Origin of the sequence: Streptomyces sp. CA-210063 (assembly GCF_024612015.1) — a bacterium.
Taxonomy (GTDB): domain Bacteria; phylum Actinomycetota; class Actinomycetes; order Streptomycetales; family Streptomycetaceae; genus Streptomyces.
In genome coordinates, this window is the sequence record NZ_CP102512.1 from 6,814,477 (window position 1) to 6,831,948 (window position 17,472).

The window sequence follows — 17,472 nt, forward strand, 5'->3', positions numbered from 1 at the left end:
GGAGCGGTGAGCAAGGCGGCGGCCCGCCGACTGTCGGGTCAGCGGGCCTCGGTGCTCGGTGCTCGGTAAGCGTCACGGGGTGCGTCGCAGGCGGCCGACGCCGGGGGCGGCGGGCAGCACCCGGCCGAGTACCAGCACGCTCAGGCCGGACATCAGGACGCCCAGGGGGACATGAAGCGACGGCATGCGCGCGCTGCCGAGCACTACCAGCCCGTCAACTCTCCGATGACGTCCGGGCGTTCCGGGCGTTCCGGTGCCTGGGCCCACCCGGCGTGGCTGGGGCCTGCCGCTGGCAGCCTGGCCTTCATGGAGAACCTTGTGGGCAGGGGAAGTGCGGGTGGCCACCCGCTGTTGGGCGTGGACCGGATCGAGGGCCCGCTACGGGCGTACCTGTCCCGGATCGGTGATGTGTTCCGGGTGTTCGAGAAGCAGGACTCGGGGTGTCTGGCGTACGGCGTGCGGTTGGGGGGCGACGGCGGTGACGAGCGGTGGTTCGTGAAGAGGGCGGCGGGCGGTGCCGTGGGCCTGCGGTCGCTGGAGCGGGCGTGGGCCTTTCACCGGGCCGTGCGGCACCCGGTGATCGTTCCGCAGGTGCACCGGATCGCCCTCCGCGAGGGCGGCGGTGACAGTCTGGCCGTGGTCATGCCCTGGAGGGACGGGGAAGTGCTGTACCACCCGGCTGAGCGCGGCAGGCGCGACCGTACGACCCCGGGCAGTCCCATGGCCCGTTTCCGGGCCCTGCCCGTCGCCCGGATCGAGGCGGCCCTCGCCCGTGTCCTCGACGCCCACCTCGCGGTGGAGGCCGCCGGGCACGTCGCCGTGGACCTCTACGACGGTGCCTTGCTGTACGACTTCACGGCGCACGAGATGCGCCTGGTCGATCTCGATGGATACCGGCCGGGGCCTTTCGTGCTGGACGCCGAGCGGCTGCCGGGCTCGACCCGCTTCATGGCACCGGAGGAGTTCCAGCGCGGCGCGACCATCGACATCCGCACCACGGTGTACGTACTGGGCCGCACCGTCCGGCTGCTGCTCGACGCGGGGGACGAGGAGCGGGCCTGGCGGGGGACGGCGGCCCAACTGGCCGTGCTGCGGAGGGCCATGGCTCCCGATCCCGGTGAACGCTTCGCGGGTGTGGGAGAGCTCACGAGCGCTTGGCGGAGGGCTGGGTGCTCCGGCGGGGCGTGAGGGGCGGACAGCGATCGGCCCCGGTCCGCTTTCGCGAACCGGGGCCGATTCATCAGGGTGAGTGACGGGACTCGAACCCGCGGCATCCTGGACCACAACCAGGTGCTCTACCAGCTGAGCTACACCCACCATGACCGGCGGTTCATCCGAAGGTTTCACCGACCGGCCGAGAAAAAGTGTACAGGGTCTTCAGGGGTGCCCGCGCACGCGTTTCGGTGAGGGGCGTTCGGGGCCCGGGGACGGGGCTACCGCGCGGGCAGGACGTGCTTCGCGGCGATCGTGCGGGCCGTGTCCGAGTCGGGGCCGGGCTGCGGGACGAAGATCGCCTCGCGGTAGTAGCGGAGTTCGGCGATGGACTCGCGGATGTCCGCCAGGGCCCGGTGGTTGCCGTTCTTCTCGGGGCTGTTGAAGTACGCCCGGGGGTACCAGCGGCGGGCCAGTTCCTTGACGGAGGAGACGTCCACGATGCGGTAGTGGAGGTAGTCCTCCAGCGTCGGCATGTCCCGGAGCAGGAAGCCTCGGTCCGTGCCCACCGAGTTGCCGCACAGGGGGGCCTTGCCCGGCTCCTTCACGTGTTCCCGTACGTACGCCAGGACCTGCTCCTCGGCGTCGGCGAGCGTCGTGCCGCCGGGCAGGGCGTCGAGGAGGCCGGACGCGGTGTGCATGTGGCGCACCACCTCCGGCATGGTCTCCAGTGCCGAGTCCGGCGGGCGGACGACGATGTCGACGCCTTCCCCGAGCACGTTCAGCTCGGAGTCGGTGACGAGGGCGGCCACCTCGATGAGCGCGTCGTCGGACAGCGAGAGGCCGGTCATCTCGCAGTCGATCCACACCATGCGATCGTTCATGTGTCTCACCTTACGGCCCGTGACAGCCGTACGGCCCGGTCCTGCACCGGGGTGATCAGTGCGGGACCGGGCCGTCATGCGCCGGTGAGGGCTAGGGCGCGCTGCGCTGGCCCGGCAGGCGGCCCGTCGCGTACAGCTCCGGCTTGGCGCCCTCCGTGGACAGGGACGCCGACGGCGCCAGGGCGCTCGCCGCGGCCGTACGCCGGGCCTGGAGCGGCACCGGGGCGTGCTCCGGCGACACCGGGGACGGCCCCGGAACGCCGTGCGGGCCGTCGTGGTGGTCGCTGTGCTTCTCGCCCTGCGGACGCCGGGCCCGGTACGCCGCCCGGTACGCCGCAGGCGACGAGCCCAGCTGCCGCCGGAAGTGCCCGCGCAGCGCCACCGGCGAACGGAAGCCGCAACGCCCCGCGACCTCGTCCACCGAGTAGTCCGACGTCTCCAGGAGACGCTGCGCCTGCAGTACGCGCTGGGTGATCAGCCACTGCAGGGGAGCGCTCCCGGTGAGCGAGCGGAACCGGCGGTCGAACGTACGACGGCTCATGTACGCCCGTGCCGCGAGCGTCTCCACGTCGAACTGCTCGTGGAGGTGCTCCAGCGCCCAGGCGACGACCTCGGCGAGCGGGTCGGCGCCGATCTCCTCTGGTAAAGATCGATCGAGGTAGCGCTCCTGGCCGCCCGATCGACGTGGGGGGACCACCAGACGACGGGCCAGCGCGCCGGCCGCCTCGTTCCCGTGGTCCGTCCGCACGATGTGCAGACATAGATCGATTCCGGCCGCGGTGCCGGCCGATGTCAGTACGTCGCCGTCGTCCACGAAGAGCTCGCGTGGATCGACGTGGACGGACGGATAGCGCTTGGCCAGCGTCGGCGCGTACATCCAGTGTGTCGTCGCGGGCCTGCCGTCCAGCAGGCCGGCGGCGGCCAGCACGAAGGCGCCGGTGCACAGCCCGACGATACGGGCACCCTCTTCGTGCGCTCGGCGCAGTGCGTCGAGCGCCTCCTCCGGCGGCGGTGAGGTGATCGAACGCCATGCGGGCACGACCACCGTGCCCGCCCGCGAGATCGCCTCCAGGCCGTTCGGTGCGGTGAGTTCCAGGCCCCCTGTGGTCCGCAGCGGGCCTTCCTCGCCCGCGCACACCAGCAGGCGGTAGCGCGGTACGCCGGCGTCCTGGCGGTCGATCCCGAACACCGAAAGTGGTATGGAACTCTCGAAGATGGGGCCGCCGCTGAACAGCAGCACCGCGACGATCTCCTTGCGGCGTCGCCCGGAGAGTTTCCGGGCCGCGGCTTCCGGCGCGGCGGTGGAGTCGTGGCTCATACTGCTAAGCCCCCCTCGGTGGTCGCGGCTCCTCGGTTGTGTCGCTCCTGCACGTTTCCCCTTGGTCCTGCACGAGTCCCCCGCCGTAAGACAGTCATGATCGAATCTACTGTGTCCCGTGGTGCCGGCGTGACCAGATCGCCAACCGGCACATTGTCGACATGGCAACTTGGCGTGAAGCATTCGATCACGAAGCGTTGCACTCGTAGGCCGTGCAGGGAAGTGCGCCTTGTCCCAGTGGCCGGTCCACGTAGGGTGCGCGTCGCCCCTTGACCCCTTTCAACGCAGGTCGAACGGGGGGTGGAGGGGTGTTCGACCAAGGGAGGTGCAGGTGGCCGAAGTTGGCTGAAAAGATACGGGGGTGTGCGCGGAAACCGGTCAGTCGACCGGCGTACTCGGGCCGGAGTTCCGTCCGCCCCTGTGCGCCCCGGAACCGGAGCGTCCGCGTCGGCCGCGCGGGAGGGTGTGATCTTCGGCCATCGAACGGTCGGCGGCCGTTGAAGGGGCTGTGGTCGTTGAAGGGGCTGCGGGCGTCGCGCGGTCGGCGGCCGTCGTACGGGCGGCGCGGGCCGCTCCGCGTTCGGACCGGCGCAGGAGGATGCGGCAGACGCCGGTGACCGCGGCGAGGCCGAGGGCCGCGCCCGTCGCGCCGGCCAGGGAGGTGCCGTACCAGACGAGGACGACCGGCACGAGGACGCAGCTGAACGCCGCCCAGCGGACCACGTCCGTGGCGGGGTCGCTCGCGTGGGGGGTCGTCTGCGAGATCGTCCGGGAGGCCGGGGGGACCTCGTCGGTTTCGGGGGCGGACTGGGGCGCGGTGCGGGGTGCGGACACGGTCGGCTCCCTCCTGGCTTCCTCGGGTACGGCTTACGGGGGTTCAACGCGTGTTCGAGCTGTCGGTCACTGGTGCGCGTCGGATCGGGTGGTGGCACGACTGCCCACAGCCGGGCCGGTTATGGCGGCGACTGTATTCCTGTGGAAAACGGCTGTACGTGGCAGCAACCATTGCGTTGCGGGCCGGGGGTCGTGCATGCTCCCTGGAATCCCGCGCAGCCGGTGCGGGATATGGGCGGAGGAGGCGTGCGGTCGTACCCTTGGGGGTATGGGGTTGGGAACATGATTCCCGGACACGGCTCCGCCGCGCACTGACGTCCCCTTTCACGTCGTCCCACCCACGAGGATCCGAACGCCGAGACACCCATGGCCGGTCACGAATTCTTCGACTCCGCGGACCGCAAGCGGCGGCCCGTCGCCGATCACACGGCGGCCGACCCCCTGGCGGCGGAAGAGGCACGCCCCTCCTGCGACCCCGCTTTCAAGCATGGCGTCGTCGTCGGCTTCGACGGTTCGACGTCCAGTGAACGCGCCCTCGCGTACGCCATCGGCATGGCCCGCCGCTCCGGCTCGGGCCTGATCATCGTGCATGTCGCCAACCGGCTGCCCACGACCGTGTGGGCCGGCTGCGAGCCGCCCGTCTTCGTCGACGTCCCCGATCACCGGACCGAGGTCCTCGGCCTGGAGCTCGCCTGCGCCGACTATCTCGCCGAGGTGCCGTGGATCCTCGTCGAGCGCGGCGGCGACATCTGCCATGAACTCGAAGAGGTGGGGCGGGAGTACGAGGCCGACGCGATCGTCGTCGGGTCCACGCACGGGATCGTCGGCCGCCTCTTCGGCTCGGTCGCCGGGCGGCTCGCCAAACGGGCGCAGCGGCCGGTCATCGTCATTCCGTGACGGTCCGTCTCGCTGCGGCTGCTTCCGCGGCACTTCCGGAAACGCGTAAGTCTACTGGCGCGTAGGGGTGTTTGTGTCTTTGTGAAGGGCATAACCCGTTCGCCGTACGACTGCGCGCGTGCTGCCGGACGGGGTGGTGTGACGGCCACCGGGCAAAGGGCAGCCGGCGTCGGGGTATTGGGCGTCCCCGGCGATTGAAACGGACCCCCGCGTGATGGGTGGCATCACGTGGGGGTCCGTCCTCTTGTTCGGCGTCTGCGGGTGCGTGGGGGATGATCGCGCCCACGCGGCGGAGCCGCAAATCGACACAGCCCCGCGCCCCTTCAGAAGCGAGCCCTTGCCGAGAAGACGCTCTACTCCACCGTCACCGACTTCGCCAGGTTCCTCGGCTTGTCGATGTCGCGGCCCAGGGACAACGCCGTGTGGTAGGCGAGGAGTTGGAGGGGGATGCCCATGAGGATGGGGTCCAGTTCGTCCTCGTTCTTGGGGACGACGATCGTCTGGTCGGCCTTTTCCTGGTCGCGGTGGGCCACGGCGAGGATCCTGCCGCTGCGGGCCTTGATCTCCTCCAGGGCGGCGCGGTTCTTCTCCAGGAGGTCGTCGTCGGGGACGATGGCGACCGTGGGGAGGGCGGGCTCGATGAGGGCCAGCGGGCCGTGCTTGAGCTCGGAGGCGGGGTAGGCCTCGGCGTGGATGTAGGAGACCTCCTTCAGCTTCAGGGAGGCCTCGCGGGCCACCGGGTAGCCCCGGACGCGGCCGATGAAGAGCATCGAGCGGGCCTCGGCGTACTCCTGGGCCAGCTTCTTGATCTCGTCCTCCTGCTCCAGCATCTCGGCGATCTGGGCGGGGAGCTTGCGCAGGCCCGCGATGATCCGCTTGCCGTCGCGGACCGAGAGGTCGCGGGTGCGGCCCAGGTGCAGGGCGAGGAGCGCGAAGGCCACCGTGGTGTTGGTGAAGCACTTCGTGGAGACGACGCAGACCTCGGGGCCCGCGTGGACGTAGATGCCGCCGTCCGCCTCGCGGGCGATCGCCGAGCCGACGACGTTCACCACGCCAAGGACCCGCGCGCCCTTGCGCTTCAGTTCCTGCACGGCCGCCAGCACGTCGTACGTCTCGCCGGACTGGGAGACGGCGATGTACAGGGTGTCGGGGTCGACGACCGCGTTGCGGTAGCGGAACTCCGACGCCGGCTCGGCGTCCGCGGGGATGCGGGCCAGCTCCTCGATCATCTGGGCGCCGATCATGCCCGCGTGGTAGGAGGTGCCGCAGCCGAGGATCTTCACCCGGCGGATCTGGCGCGCCTCGCGGGCGTCCAGGTTGAGGCCGCCGAGGTGCACGGTGGAGAAGCGGTCGTCGATGCGGCCGCGCAGCACGCGGTCCACGGCGTCGGCCTGCTCGTGGATCTCCTTGTGCATGTAGGTGTCGTGGCCGCCCATGTCGTACGAGGCCGCCTCCCACTCCACGGTGGTGGGCTCCGCCGTGGTGCGGGTGCCCTCCGTCGTGTACGTGCGGAAGTCGTCGGCCTTCAGGGTGGCCATCTCGCCGTCGTCGAGCGTGACGATCTGGCGGGTGTGGGCGACCAGCGCGGCTATGTCCGAGGCGACGAACATCTCCTTCTCGCCGATGCCGAGAACGACGGGGGAGCCGTTGCGGGCGACGACGATGCGGTCGTTGAAGTCGGCGTGCATGACGGCGATGCCGTACGTGCCCTCGACGATGCGCAGCGCCTGGCGGACCTTCTCCTCCAGGGTCTCCGCCTGGGAGCGGGCGATGAGGTGGGTCAGGACCTCGGTGTCCGTCTCGGAGAGGAACTCGACGCCGTCGGCCTCCAGCTTGCGGCGCAGGTCGGAGGCGTTGTCGATGATGCCGTTGTGGACGACGGCGACCTTGTTGTCGGCCGACATGTGCGGGTGGGCGTTGATGTCGGAGGGGGCGCCGTGGGTGGCCCAGCGGGTGTGGGCGATGCCGGTGGTGCCCTTGAAGCGCGCGGGGACCTTGGCCTCCAGGTCACGGACCCGGCCCTTGGCCTTGACCATCTTCAGGCCGGCCGTCTTGGGCGAGGTGACGACTATGCCCGCCGAGTCGTAGCCCCGGTACTCCAGGCGCTGCAGGCCCTCGAGGAGCAGCGGCGCCACATCGCGCTTGCCGATGTAACCGACAATCCCGCACATATATACGTATCCCGTTTCTCGGTCGGTGGTCCCGGGTCCGACGGCCGGTACTGCTCAGCCGTAGACGATGCGGCGCAGCTGCCTGAGCGTGAGCTCCGGCGGTGCGACCGCCCGGTATTTCAGGTCCGCCTCGATCCGTTCGAAGATCGCCGCGTTGACCAGGCCCTGGGCCTGGAGTTCGCGGTGGCGGCGACGGACGTAGTCCTCCGTCGTCTCGTCGAAATAGGCGAGCACGTCCTGGATCACACGCAGCGCCTCGCCCCGGCTGAGGGGCGAGGATCGCGTCAAATGATCAACAAGTTCGTCGTGCACTCGGTAGATCCTGGGGGACCGGCGAGTGTTTCGCAAGAATCCTGCCCGATTTCGGGCAGCTCACTGTTACTGGTCCTTGGGGGAGCGTTGAATGTGTTATGAGTGCCTGTTCGTGAGCTGTCCACACGGCGTCCCGCATCCCGTCGCCTGAGGCGACGAGTTTCGGACGCCATGGACATTCCTCGCATGGGCGTACCCGAGCGGCTGGCCGAGCGCATGAGCATGGCCGAGCAGCACGAGTACCTGCGCGCCCGGTTCTCCCGGCGCTCGATGATCAGAGGCGGCGCGGTCACGCTCGGCGCCGTCGCGGGCGGCGTCTTCGTCCCGGGCGCCACGGGCCGGGCCGCCACCCCGGCCGCCCTCCGCACCTCCGTTCCTCCCCAGGCCGCCACCAGCGCCGAGCGCGTCGACGGCTCCCTCGTCGCCCCCTTCGGCCGCCACCTCGCCTACGGCAACGACCCGCGCACCGAGATCACCGTCTCGTGGCAGGTCCCCCTCGCCGTCACGAAGCCCTTCATCCGCGTCGGCGCCCATCCCCAGGACCTCTCCCGACGGATCGACGCGGAGGTGCGCACCCTCCACACGCCCGCCGGCGTCGGCGCGAGCGCCGACCACACGCAGTACTACGTGCACGCCAAGCTCACCCACCTCAAGCCCGGCCGCACCTACTACTACGGCGTCGGCCATGCCGGCTTCGACCCGGCCGAGCCGCACCTGCTCGGTACTCTCGGCACCTTCACCACCGCCCCCGCCCACAAAACACCCTTCACTTTCACGGCCTTCGGTGACGAGGGCGTCGGCTACCACGGCCTCGCCAACAACAACCTGCTGCTCGGCCAGAACCCGGCATTCCACCTGCACGCCGGCGACATCGCCTACGCCGACCCGTCCGGCGCCGGCAAGACCGCCGACACAGGCTTCGACTCCCGCGTGTGGGACCAGTTCCTCGCCCAGACCGAGTCCGTCGCCAAGTCCGTGCCGTGGATGCCCGCCTACGGCAACCACGACATGGAGGCCTGGTACTCGCCCAACGGCTACGGCGGCGAGGAGGCCCGCTGGACCCTCCCCGACAACGGCCCCGACAAGAAGAACCTGCCGGGCGTCTACTTCTTCGTCCACGGCAACACGGCTGTCATCTCGCTGGACGCCAACGACATCTCCTTCGAGATCCCGGCCAACCTCGGCCTCTCGGGCGGCACCCAGACCACGTGGCTGGAGGCACAGCTCAAGAAGTTCCGCGCCGCCGAGGACATCGACTTCGTCGTGGTCTTCTTCCACCACTGCGCCTACTGCACCTCCACCGCGCACGCCTCGGAAGGCGGTGTGCGCCAGGAGTGGGTGCCGCTGTTCGAGAAGTACTCGGTGGACCTCGTCATCAACGGCCACAACCACCAGTACGAGCGCACCGACGTCATCAAGGCGGGCGCGGTCACCAAGAAGCTCCCGATCGGAGGCACGGCGTACCCCGAGAGCGAGGGCGTGGTCTACGTGACGGCGGGCGCGGCGGGCCGCAGCCTGTACGCGTTCAGCGCCGCGGAGTCGTACGAGGGCCACGAGAACGAGGCCGAGTCCGTCGCCTCCTTCGTCAACACCAAGGACGGCAAGCAGAACGAGACCGTCACCTGGTCGCGCGTGCGTTACCTCGACTACTCCTTTCTGCGCGTGGACGTGAAGCCCGCGCCGAAGGGGCACCACGCCACGCTGACCGTGCGCGGTATCGCGGAGACCGGTGAGCAGGTGGACCACTTCACGGTGGCGCGCAGGGCGAAGTAGCGCGGCCGGTGCGCCCGGAAGGCGGGGCGCACACGCGGTACCGGGCAGGCGGTCCTCGGATGCGTCACATGCGTTTGAGGACCGCCTGCTTGGCCAAGGTGAACTCCTCGTCCGTGAGTACGCCGGACTTGTGGAGGTCGCCCAGTTCGCGGAGGCGGCGCAGCAGGGCGTCGTGGTCCTGTTCGGGAGTCTGCCGGTCCGGCTCCGCCGGGGGTGGTGGCGGGGTCAGCTGCTTCGGTGCCGGAGTCGCGGGGTGCGGGAGCCGGGCCTGGACCGCCGCCGCGACCAGGGCCATCAGCGGATCCTTCTTGAAGCCCCACAACTCGACGGAGTTGGGGTCGTACTTGGGCGGGGCCTTGGTCGGCGCGTTCCGTACGGTGAAGCGGAGGTAGCCGTTCTCCAGGCCGACCGAGGGGTGCCACTCCACGGCCGCGACGTCCGGCAGCGACAGCGTCCGCGTGCCGGCGGCGGCCTTCGCGTCCTCCGTCTTCCAGTTCCACTCCAGGCGTATGTGCTCGCCGTCGAAGCTCGCGGTGCCGTCCCCGGCCGAGACGGAGAGCGGGACGGCGGGGCCGGCGAGGAGGTACGTGTCGACCGCGTCGGCCGGCACCTGGTCGAGGAGCAGCGCGTTGCGGATCTCGTCCACGAAGTACTCGGCGACGCCGTACCGGTCCGACTCGACGCTCAGTTGGTACGGGTCGTTGGAGTCGGTGAGCCGCCCGCCGGTCGCCTGGAGGAGCGGGTCCGATCCGTCGCGCAGCCGCAGCCGAAGCCGCCCCGACTTCCTGCCCTGCTCGAAGGAGATCCCCGCCAACGCGCCCAGGGGGACGGAGAGTTCACCCAGAGTCTTGCGGAGCAGGCTCACGCTCTTGTCGCGGCCCGGGGTCAGCCGCAGTGTGTCGCCGTCGAAGGTCCACGTGCCGTCCCGCTGGAGGATTTCCGCCATGAAAGGGATTCTTCCATCGGCTGCGAGTGACATGGTCTAGACCTGGTGGGTCCGTTGAGGGGATGGTGGTGTCGTCCGTTCGGTTGGTGGAAGGGAGCTCGTCGTGAGACCGCACCACAGATCGACCCGCCTGCTCGGTTCGCTGCTGCTCGTGGTGGCCGGGATCCTCGCCGTGGGAGCCGCACCCGTGTCCGACAACGCCGACGCCGTCGCCGACGCCGTCACGATCCCGCTCGGGCGGGTGATACCGGCCCCCGCCTCGGTCGAGGCGGGCGGGTCGCCGTACCGGATGACGAGCGGTACGCACATCGTCGTGGACGGCGGGCCCGAGGCCCGCCGGATCGGGGAGTACCTCGCGGGGATCCTGCGGCCGTCGACGGGGTACCGGCTGCCGGTGACCGAGCGTCGGGCGGCCGGAATCCGCCTGCGGTTGGCCCCCGGGGAGGCGGCTCTCGGCCAGGAGGGCTACCGGCTGGAGAGCGGCCGCTCCGGCGTCACCCTCACCGCCCGCGCGCCCGCCGGGCTCTTCCACGGCGTGCAGACCCTGCGGCAGTCGCTGCCCGCCGCCGTCGAGAAGGACTCCGTGCAGCCGGGGCCGTGGCTCGTCGCGGGCGGCACGATCGAGGACACCCCGCGCTACAGCTGGCGCGGCGCGATGCTGGACGTCTCCCGGCACTTCTTCACCGTCGGCCAAGTCAAGCGCTACATCGACCAGTTGGCCCTCTACAAGTTCAACAAGCTGCACCTGCACCTCTCCGACGACCAGGGCTGGCGCATCGCGATCGACTCCTGGCCGCGCCTCACCACGTACGGCGGCTCCACACAGGTCGGCGGCGGCCCCGGCGGTTTCTACACGAAGGCCGACTACCAGGAGATCGTCCGGTACGCCGCCGCCCGCCATCTGGAGGTCGTCCCCGAGATCGACATGCCCGGCCACACCAACGCGGCCCTCGCCTCGTACGCCCAGCTGAACTGCGACGGCGTCGCACCCCCGCTCTACACCGGAACCGACGTCGGCTTCAGCTCCCTCTGCGTCGACAAGGAGGTGACGTACGACTTCGTGGACGACGTCGTACGGGAGCTGGCCGCGCTCACTCCGGGGCGCTACCTCCACATCGGCGGCGACGAGGCGCACTCCACCAGTCACGAGGACTACGTCACGTTCATGGACCGGGTGCAGCCGGTCGTCGAGCGGTACGGGAAGACCGTGATCGGCTGGCATCAGCTGACCGGGGCCACTCCGGCACGGGGGGCGCTCGCGCAGTACTGGGGGCTGGACAGCACGAGCGCCGAGGAGAAGGAGCGGGTCGCGGCGGCCGCGCGGAACGGGACGGGGATTGTCTTGTCGCCGGCCGACCGGATCTACCTCGACATGAAGTACGACAAGGACACGCCGCTGGGGCTGGATTGGGCCGGGTACGTGGATGTGCGGCGGTCGTACGAGTGGGATCCGGGGGACTATCTGGAGGGGGTGCCGGGGGCGGCTGTTCGGGGGGTGGAGGCGCCGCTGTGGACCGAGACGATCGTGACGTCGGCGGATGTGGAGTACATGGCGTTTCCGAGGTTGCCGGGGGTTGCCGAGCTGGGGTGGTCGTCGGCGTCCGCGCACGGTTGGGAGGGGTATCGGGTTCGGCTTGCGGGGCAGGGGCCCCGGTGGGAGGCGCTGGGGATCGGGTATTACCGGTCGCCGCAGGTGCCCTGGCCTGCGCGGTAGAGCTCGGGGGTCTGGGTGCGTGGGCGGGTGCGGCCCGGTGGGGCTTCTCGCGCAGTTCCCCGCGCCCCTGAAAAGCAGGGGCTGCGCCCCGTGCTTTTCGGCCCACGGACCCGTCGTCTTTCAGGCCCACGGACCCGTCGTCTTTCAGGCCCGCAGGGCCTGGTCTTTTAGGGACGCGGGGAACTGCGCGAGAAGCCCCACTCAGCCGCAGCCGAAGAACCGACCGGCGGAACGCGACGGGCACCTCGGAGGACCGTACTCCGAGGTGCCCGTCTGCTCAGGTGGGGCCGTGCCAGGGGCTACAGGCCCGCGATGGGGTTCTTCAGGTTGCCTACGAGTTGCAGCGCACCCGCCGGGTCCGCCAGGTCGACCATCTGCTTGTTGTCGCGCAGTTGGAGGCGGTTGAGGCAGGACAGGGCGAACTCGGGGGCGAACATGTCGTACTGGGCGAACTTGTCGGCGAGTTCGGGCATCGAGTGCTGGTAGTCGCGGACGGTCTCGGCGACCGTGCGCCAGAACTCCTCCTCTTCCAGGACGCCTTCCTCGGCGAGGTTGGCGGCGAGGAAGCGGAAGTAGCAGTCGAAGACGTCCGTGAAGATGGACAGGAGCTTCTTGTCCTCGGGGACTTCGACGCGCAGGCGCTCGACCGTCGGCGGGAGTACCGCCTGCGGGTCCATGACCGCGATCTCCTCGGCGATGTCCTTGTAGATCGCGCGCTCGACGGCGCCGTCCTTGAGGACGAGGATGACGTTCTCGCCGTGTGGCATGAAGACGAGGTCGTACGCGTAGAAGCTGTGGAGGAGGGGAGTGAAGTACGCCCGCAAGTAGCGGCGCAGCCACTCCGTCGGCGTCAGGCCCGAGCGTTCGATCAGTGCCGCCGCGAAGCCGTTGCCCTCGTGGTCGACGTGGACCAGGGAGGCCATCGTCGCCAGCGACTCGCCCTCGCGCAACGCGGACACCGGGCTCTCGCGCCACAGCGCGGCCAGCATCTTGCGGTACGCGGAGTACTTGTCGGTGGCGGCCTCGTACTCCAGGTGCCGGTAGCCGACGGCGGCGCGCTCGCGGATGATCGACAGGCCCGTGGACTTCAGCACCGGGTCGCTGTCGATGAGACCGGCCAGCCAGTCGTTGATCGCCGGGGTCGCCTCCATGTACGCCGCCGAGAGGCCGCGCATGAAGCCCATGTTGAGGACGGACAGGGCCGTCTTCACGTAGTGCTTCTCGGGGGCGGACCGGTTGAAGAACGTCCGGATGGACTGCTGGGCGATGTACTCGTCGTCGCCCTCACCTAGGCAGACCAGGTTCTGCCGGGCGACCTCGGCGGCGAAGGTGACGGTGAGCTTGTTCCACCACTGCCAGGGGTGGACCGGGATGAAGAGATAGTCGGCGGGGTCCAAGTCCTGGTCGATGAGGACGGAGTTGAAGCGGGCGACCGTCTCCGTGCCCAGCTCGTCGCGCAGGAACGTCTCGTACTCGATGCCGACGCCCGCCGTGAACGCCGCCCGGGAGCGGTGCGCGGCCAGCCAGATCAGCTTCACGGGGCTCGCGGTCTCGGGGGCGTACGCGAGGTACTCGTGGACGCCGAAGCCGAGGCGGCCGTTGTTGGCGACGAAGCAGGGGTGGCCCTCGGTCATGCCGGTCTCGATGGCCTGGAAGCCGGCGTCCACCAGCTCGGCGACCGGCGTCTGCGGCTTGGTGAGCTTGTAGCAGGTGCCGGAGAGGGTGGAGGAGATCTCCTCCAGATAGACCGGGAGGATCTCGTCGCTCAGGCCCAGGGACTGCTTCAGCTCGATGAAGAAGTCCAGCGCGGCGAGAGGAAGGTCGACGCCGTCTCGTTGACGGGAGATCGAGTCGGCGTCGACCTGCCAGTGGTCGAGGGCGCGGCGGACGGCCGTGAACCCGTAGCGGGTCAGACCGTCGTCGCTGCGCACCTCGAAGCGGCCGTCGGCGGTGGCCTCCGGCGTGATGAGCCGCTCGTGGGCGAACTCGGCGAGGGCTTTGCGGATGAGCAGGCGGTTGGCCCGTGCCCAGCGGTGGGGGGACAGATGCGCTACGGCATCGGACAGGGTCATACAGCGACTCCTCGGGCAGCCAGGCTCTGGCTGTTAAAGAACTGCTCTCGCGTACAGAAGCTCAGCAGTGCGCGCTTCTCCGGCTTGTCGATCTCGCGGTCGGGGACGAAACCGACGACGTCGTTGAGGGCGTGCACCGCCTTGTTGGACACGTCCGGCTCGACGACGACCCGGTGGGTGGCCGGGTCCTCGAAGAGGTGCGCCATCACGGCGGTGATCACGGACCTGGTGAAACCGTGCACCGGGGTGTCCGTCGGCGGCACCAGGAAGTGCATGCCGACGTCTCCGGGCTCGGGCTCGTACAGGCCGACGAGTTCACGGTGGGCGGGGTCGTACCGCTCCATGAGGAAGGCGGGCTCGCCGTCGAGCAGCCCCAGCAGGGCGTGGTGGTGCGGGTCGGCCGCGATCTCCATGTACGCCCGCTCGACGTCCTCCAGCTTGGCGTCCTGCATCATCCAGTACGCGGCCTTGGGGTGCGTGACCCAGCCGTGCAGCAGCTCGGAGTCCTTCAGCGGGTCGAGGGGACGGAAGGTGAAGTTCCTGCCGTTCATGTCGTTCATCCCGCTCATACAGCGAACTCCTGGAAGGCGATGGTCTTCTCGACCGGGTAGTACTCCGTGCCGAGCAGCTCGCGGATGATGTACGAGTTCCGGTACGCGCCCATGCCCAGGTCGGGCGAGGTGATGCTGTGGGTGTGGACGCCCGCGTTCTGCAGGAAGACGCCGCGGCCCGTGGTGTCGATGGCGTAGTTGCGGGCCACGTCGAAGCGGCCGTGGCCGTCGAAGAGGAGCCGGTCGTTGATCCCGGCGAGGAAGGCCGGCGGCCGGTAGTGGTAGCCGGTGGCCAGGACCAGGCCCTCGGTCTCGATCTCGTAGTCCTTGCCCTGCTCGTCCTGGCGCAGGCCGAGGGTGTACCGCCCGTCCTCGTAACCGGCGCTGTTGAGGGACGAGTTGGTGAGCAGGCGGGTGGGGACCGGGCGGCCGCCGCTGCTGACGTTCTTCTGGTAGAGCAGGTCGAAGATCGAGTCGATCAGTTCCGAGTTGATGCCCTTGAACAGACCCTTCTGCTGCTTCTCCAGCCGGTAGCGGGTCTCCTCGGGCAGTTCGCGGAAGTAGTCGATGTAGTCCGGGGACGTCATCTCCAGTGTCAGCTTGGTGTATTCGAGGGGGAAGAACCTCGGGGAGCGGGTGACCCAGTTGAGCTGGTAGCCGTGCGTGTCGATCTCGGAGAGGAGCTCGTAGTAGATCTCGGCGGCGGACTGCCCGCTGCCGACGATCGTGATCGACTTCTTTGCCTGGAGCTCCGCCTTGCGGTGCATGTACTGGGCGTTGTGGAAGAAGTCGCCGCCCAGGCCCTGGCAGGCCTCGGGGATGAAGGGGACGGTGCCGGTGCCGAGGACGAGGTGCCGGGCGCGGAGGATGTCACCGGCCGCCGTCCTTACGGCGTAAAGCTCAGCCCTCTCGTCGTACGTCACCTCGGTGACCGTCGTGTTGAAGCGGACGTTGCTCAGCCGGCCTGCGGCCCAGCGGCAGTAGTCGTCGTACTCGACGCGGAGCGGGTAGAAGCTCTCGCGGATGTAGAACGAGTACAGACGGCCCGAGTCCTTCAGGTAGTTGAGGAAGGAGTAGGGAGACGTCGGGTCGGCGAGGGTGACCAGGTCCGACATGAACGGGGTCTGGAGGTGGGCGCCGTCGAGGAACATGCCCGAGTGCCACTCGAAGTGGGGCTTCGAGTCCAGGAAGATCCCGTCGAGTTCGGCGATGGGCTCGGTGAGGCAGGCGAGGCCGAGGTTGAAGGGTCCCAGTCCGATGCCGATGAAGTCGTGTGTTTTCACGGCTGTTTTCACGGCCGGTTCAGGAAGCGACGCGGTCAAGGGATTCTCCCAGGTACTGCTCGGCATGGCCGGCGATCAGATCGAGGACGGCGGCGATGTCGTCGGCCGTGGTCTCGGGGTTGAGCAAGGTGAACTTCAGGTAGTGGCGACCGCCGACCTTGGTGCCCGCGACCACGGCGTCGCCGGAGGCGAACAGGGCCTTGCGGGCGTAGAGGTTGGCGCGGTCGATCTCGGCCGGGTCGGTGACGGCCTCGGGGATGTAGCGGTAGACCAGCGTGGACAGTTGGGGCTCGACGACCACGTCGTAGCGCGGGTCGGCGGCGAGCAGTTTCCAGCCCTCCTCCGCCAGGTCGCAGACCTCGTCGAAGAGCTGGCCGATGCCGTCGGCGCCCATCGTGCGCAGCGTCATCCACAGCTTGAGGGCGTCGAAGCGGCGGGTGGTCTGGAGGGACTTGTCGACCTGGTTGGGGATGCGCTCGGTGACCATGCGGCGCGGGTTGAGGTACTCCGCGTGGTAGGTGGCGTGGCGGAGCGTGGACGCGTCCCGGACGAGCACGGCGGACGAACTCACCGGCTGGAAGAAGGACTTGTGGTAGTCCACGGTGACGGAGTCGGCGCGCTCGATGCCGTCGAGGAGGGCGCGGCGCTTGAGCGAGACGAGCAGGCCGCAGCCGTAGGCGGCGTCGACGTGCATCCACGTGTCGTACTGGGCGCAGAGCTCGGCTATCTCGGGCAGCGGGTCTATGGAGCCGAAGTCGGTGGTGCCGGAGGTGGCGACGACGGCCATGGGGACGAGACCGTCGCTCTTGCAGCGTTCCAGCTCGCGGGCGAGGGCCATCGTCTGCATGCGCTTGTCGGCGTCCACCGGGATGGAGACGACGGCGTCCTGGCCGAGGCCCAGGAGTTTCGCCGACTTCTTCACGCTGAAGTGGCTGACCTCGGAGGCGAAGATCCGCAGTTTGGCGGTGTCGGCTGGTCCCCCCCACCCGCCCGGCCCTGGCTTGGCCTCCTCACGGGCGAGAAGCAGCGCCTGGAGGTTGGACTGCGAGCCGCCGGAGGTGAACACGCCGTCGGCGGAGGGACCGAACCCGATGCGCTCGTTGGTCCAGTCGATCAGTTTGCGCTCGATCAGGGTGCCGCCGGCCGACTGGTCCCAGGTGTCCAGGGAGGAGTTGACGGCGGAGAGCACGGCCTCGCCGAGCACGGCCGGGATGACGACCGGGCAGTTGAGGTGGGCGAGGTAGCGCGGGTGGTGGAAGTAGATCGCGTCGCGCAGGTACACCTCCTCGAGTTCGTCGAGGACGGCGGCCGTGTCGTGCAGCGGCTTGTCGAGGTCGATCTTCTCGATGCCGGGGGAGAGGGCGTCGACGGTGACACCGGTGAACGGTCGGTCGGTGGTGGCGAGTTTGGCCGCCACCCGCTCCACGCCTTCGGTCACGGTGCGGCGGTACCGCTCCGCGGTCGTGTCATTGAGCAGGTGCGAGCGCATGGGGAGGTCCTCCGAGCGGGGCGGTCCGGGTGGGACGGAGAGGTGAGTGGGGGGTGACATCACGTCGTCCAACTTA

General features: G+C 69.4%; 14 protein-coding genes and 1 tRNA gene. 4 read left to right on the forward strand and 11 right to left on the reverse strand.

Annotation, left to right across the window (positions count from 1 at the left end; translation table 11 throughout):
• Positions 1 to 306: 306 nt before the first annotated feature.
• Positions 307 to 1,188 (forward strand): serine/threonine protein kinase, encoded by an 882-nt coding sequence (locus tag JIX56_RS29855; RefSeq protein ID WP_257545108.1) that lies wholly within the window; start codon positions 307 to 309, stop codon positions 1,186 to 1,188.
• A 56-nt stretch (positions 1,189 to 1,244) separates the two neighbouring features.
• On the opposite strand, the gene JIX56_RS29860 is transcribed toward JIX56_RS29855, so the two are convergent.
• The 4 genes from JIX56_RS29860 to JIX56_RS29875 all read right to left on the reverse strand — a co-directional run bounded on the left by JIX56_RS29860 (position 1,245) and on the right by JIX56_RS29875 (position 4,188).
• Positions 1,245 to 1,317: transfer RNA gene (locus JIX56_RS29860), tRNA-His, on the reverse strand.
• 116 nt (positions 1,318 to 1,433) lie between these two features.
• Positions 1,434 to 2,036 (reverse strand): oligoribonuclease, encoded by a 603-nt coding sequence (gene orn / locus JIX56_RS29865; RefSeq protein ID WP_257545109.1) that lies wholly within the window; start codon positions 2,034 to 2,036, stop codon positions 1,434 to 1,436.
• A gap of 91 nt (positions 2,037 to 2,127) precedes the next feature.
• Positions 2,128 to 3,354 carry a helix-turn-helix domain-containing protein gene (locus JIX56_RS29870; RefSeq protein ID WP_257545110.1) on the reverse strand — a complete coding sequence of 409 codons (1,227 nt, stop codon included), beginning with the start codon at positions 3,352 to 3,354 and terminating at the stop codon, positions 2,128 to 2,130.
• Positions 3,355 to 3,732: 378 nt separating this feature from the next.
• Positions 3,733 to 4,188, reverse strand: a complete 456-nt coding sequence (locus JIX56_RS29875) for a hypothetical protein (protein ID WP_257545111.1) — start codon at positions 4,186 to 4,188, stop codon at positions 3,733 to 3,735.
• Positions 4,189 to 4,554: 366 nt separating this feature from the next.
• Here JIX56_RS29875 and JIX56_RS29880 point away from each other — a divergent pair, with 366 nt between their 5' ends.
• Positions 4,555 to 5,085 carry a universal stress protein gene (locus JIX56_RS29880; protein WP_257545112.1) on the forward strand — a complete coding sequence of 177 codons (531 nt, stop codon included), beginning with the start codon at positions 4,555 to 4,557 and terminating at the stop codon, positions 5,083 to 5,085.
• 353 nt (positions 5,086 to 5,438) lie between these two features.
• Here the strand turns inward: JIX56_RS29880 and glmS are convergent, their stop codons facing one another.
• Together glmS and JIX56_RS29890 are read right to left on the reverse strand one after the other, a co-directional pair.
• Positions 5,439 to 7,256, reverse strand: coding sequence for a glutamine--fructose-6-phosphate transaminase (isomerizing) (glmS, locus tag JIX56_RS29885; RefSeq protein WP_257545113.1), 1,818 nt, complete (start codon positions 7,254 to 7,256; stop codon positions 5,439 to 5,441).
• Positions 7,257 to 7,310: 54 nt separating this feature from the next.
• The gene (locus JIX56_RS29890) at positions 7,311 to 7,568 is read right to left on the reverse strand and encodes a hypothetical protein (RefSeq protein WP_099499435.1); all 258 of its coding nucleotides are present in this window, start codon (positions 7,566 to 7,568) and stop codon (positions 7,311 to 7,313) included.
• Between the two features lie 186 nt (positions 7,569 to 7,754).
• On the opposite strand from JIX56_RS29890, the gene JIX56_RS29895 reads away from it, so the two are divergent.
• On the forward strand, positions 7,755 to 9,341 hold the full coding sequence (locus JIX56_RS29895; RefSeq protein WP_257545114.1) for a purple acid phosphatase family protein: 1,587 nt from the start codon (positions 7,755 to 7,757) through the stop codon (positions 9,339 to 9,341).
• Positions 9,342 to 9,405: 64 nt separating this feature from the next.
• Here JIX56_RS29895 and JIX56_RS29900 read toward each other — a convergent pair whose 3' ends face one another.
• Positions 9,406 to 10,287, reverse strand: a complete 882-nt coding sequence (locus JIX56_RS29900; protein ID WP_257545115.1) for a DUF4429 domain-containing protein — start codon at positions 10,285 to 10,287, stop codon at positions 9,406 to 9,408.
• A gap of 103 nt (positions 10,288 to 10,390) precedes the next feature.
• Here JIX56_RS29900 and JIX56_RS29905 point away from each other — a divergent pair, with 103 nt between their 5' ends.
• Positions 10,391 to 12,001: a beta-N-acetylhexosaminidase gene (locus JIX56_RS29905; protein WP_257545116.1), complete on the forward strand. Its 1,611-nt coding sequence runs from the start codon at positions 10,391 to 10,393 to the stop codon at positions 11,999 to 12,001.
• A 299-nt stretch (positions 12,002 to 12,300) separates the two neighbouring features.
• Here the strand turns inward: JIX56_RS29905 and JIX56_RS29910 are convergent, their stop codons facing one another.
• The 4 genes from JIX56_RS29910 to desA are packed head-to-tail and all read right to left on the reverse strand — an operon-like array spanning position 12,301 to position 17,396.
• A complete protein-coding gene (locus tag JIX56_RS29910) occupies positions 12,301 to 14,073 on the reverse strand; it encodes an IucA/IucC family protein (RefSeq protein WP_257545117.1) in 1,773 nt (590 codons plus the stop codon).
• Positions 14,070 to 14,642 (reverse strand): GNAT family N-acetyltransferase, encoded by a 573-nt coding sequence (locus JIX56_RS29915; protein WP_443031907.1) that lies wholly within the window; start codon positions 14,640 to 14,642, stop codon positions 14,070 to 14,072. Before JIX56_RS29915 ends, JIX56_RS29910 begins: the two co-directional genes overlap by 4 nt.
• A complete protein-coding gene (locus JIX56_RS29920; RefSeq protein WP_443031908.1) occupies positions 14,639 to 15,907 on the reverse strand; it encodes a lysine N(6)-hydroxylase/L-ornithine N(5)-oxygenase family protein in 1,269 nt (422 codons plus the stop codon). The genes JIX56_RS29915 and JIX56_RS29920 overlap by 4 nt, the downstream gene beginning before the upstream one ends.
• Before the next feature lie 19 nt (positions 15,908 to 15,926).
• Positions 15,927 to 17,396 (reverse strand): lysine decarboxylase DesA, encoded by a 1,470-nt coding sequence (desA, locus tag JIX56_RS29925; RefSeq protein ID WP_257545119.1) that lies wholly within the window; start codon positions 17,394 to 17,396, stop codon positions 15,927 to 15,929.
• Positions 17,397 to 17,472 lie beyond the last annotated feature (76 nt).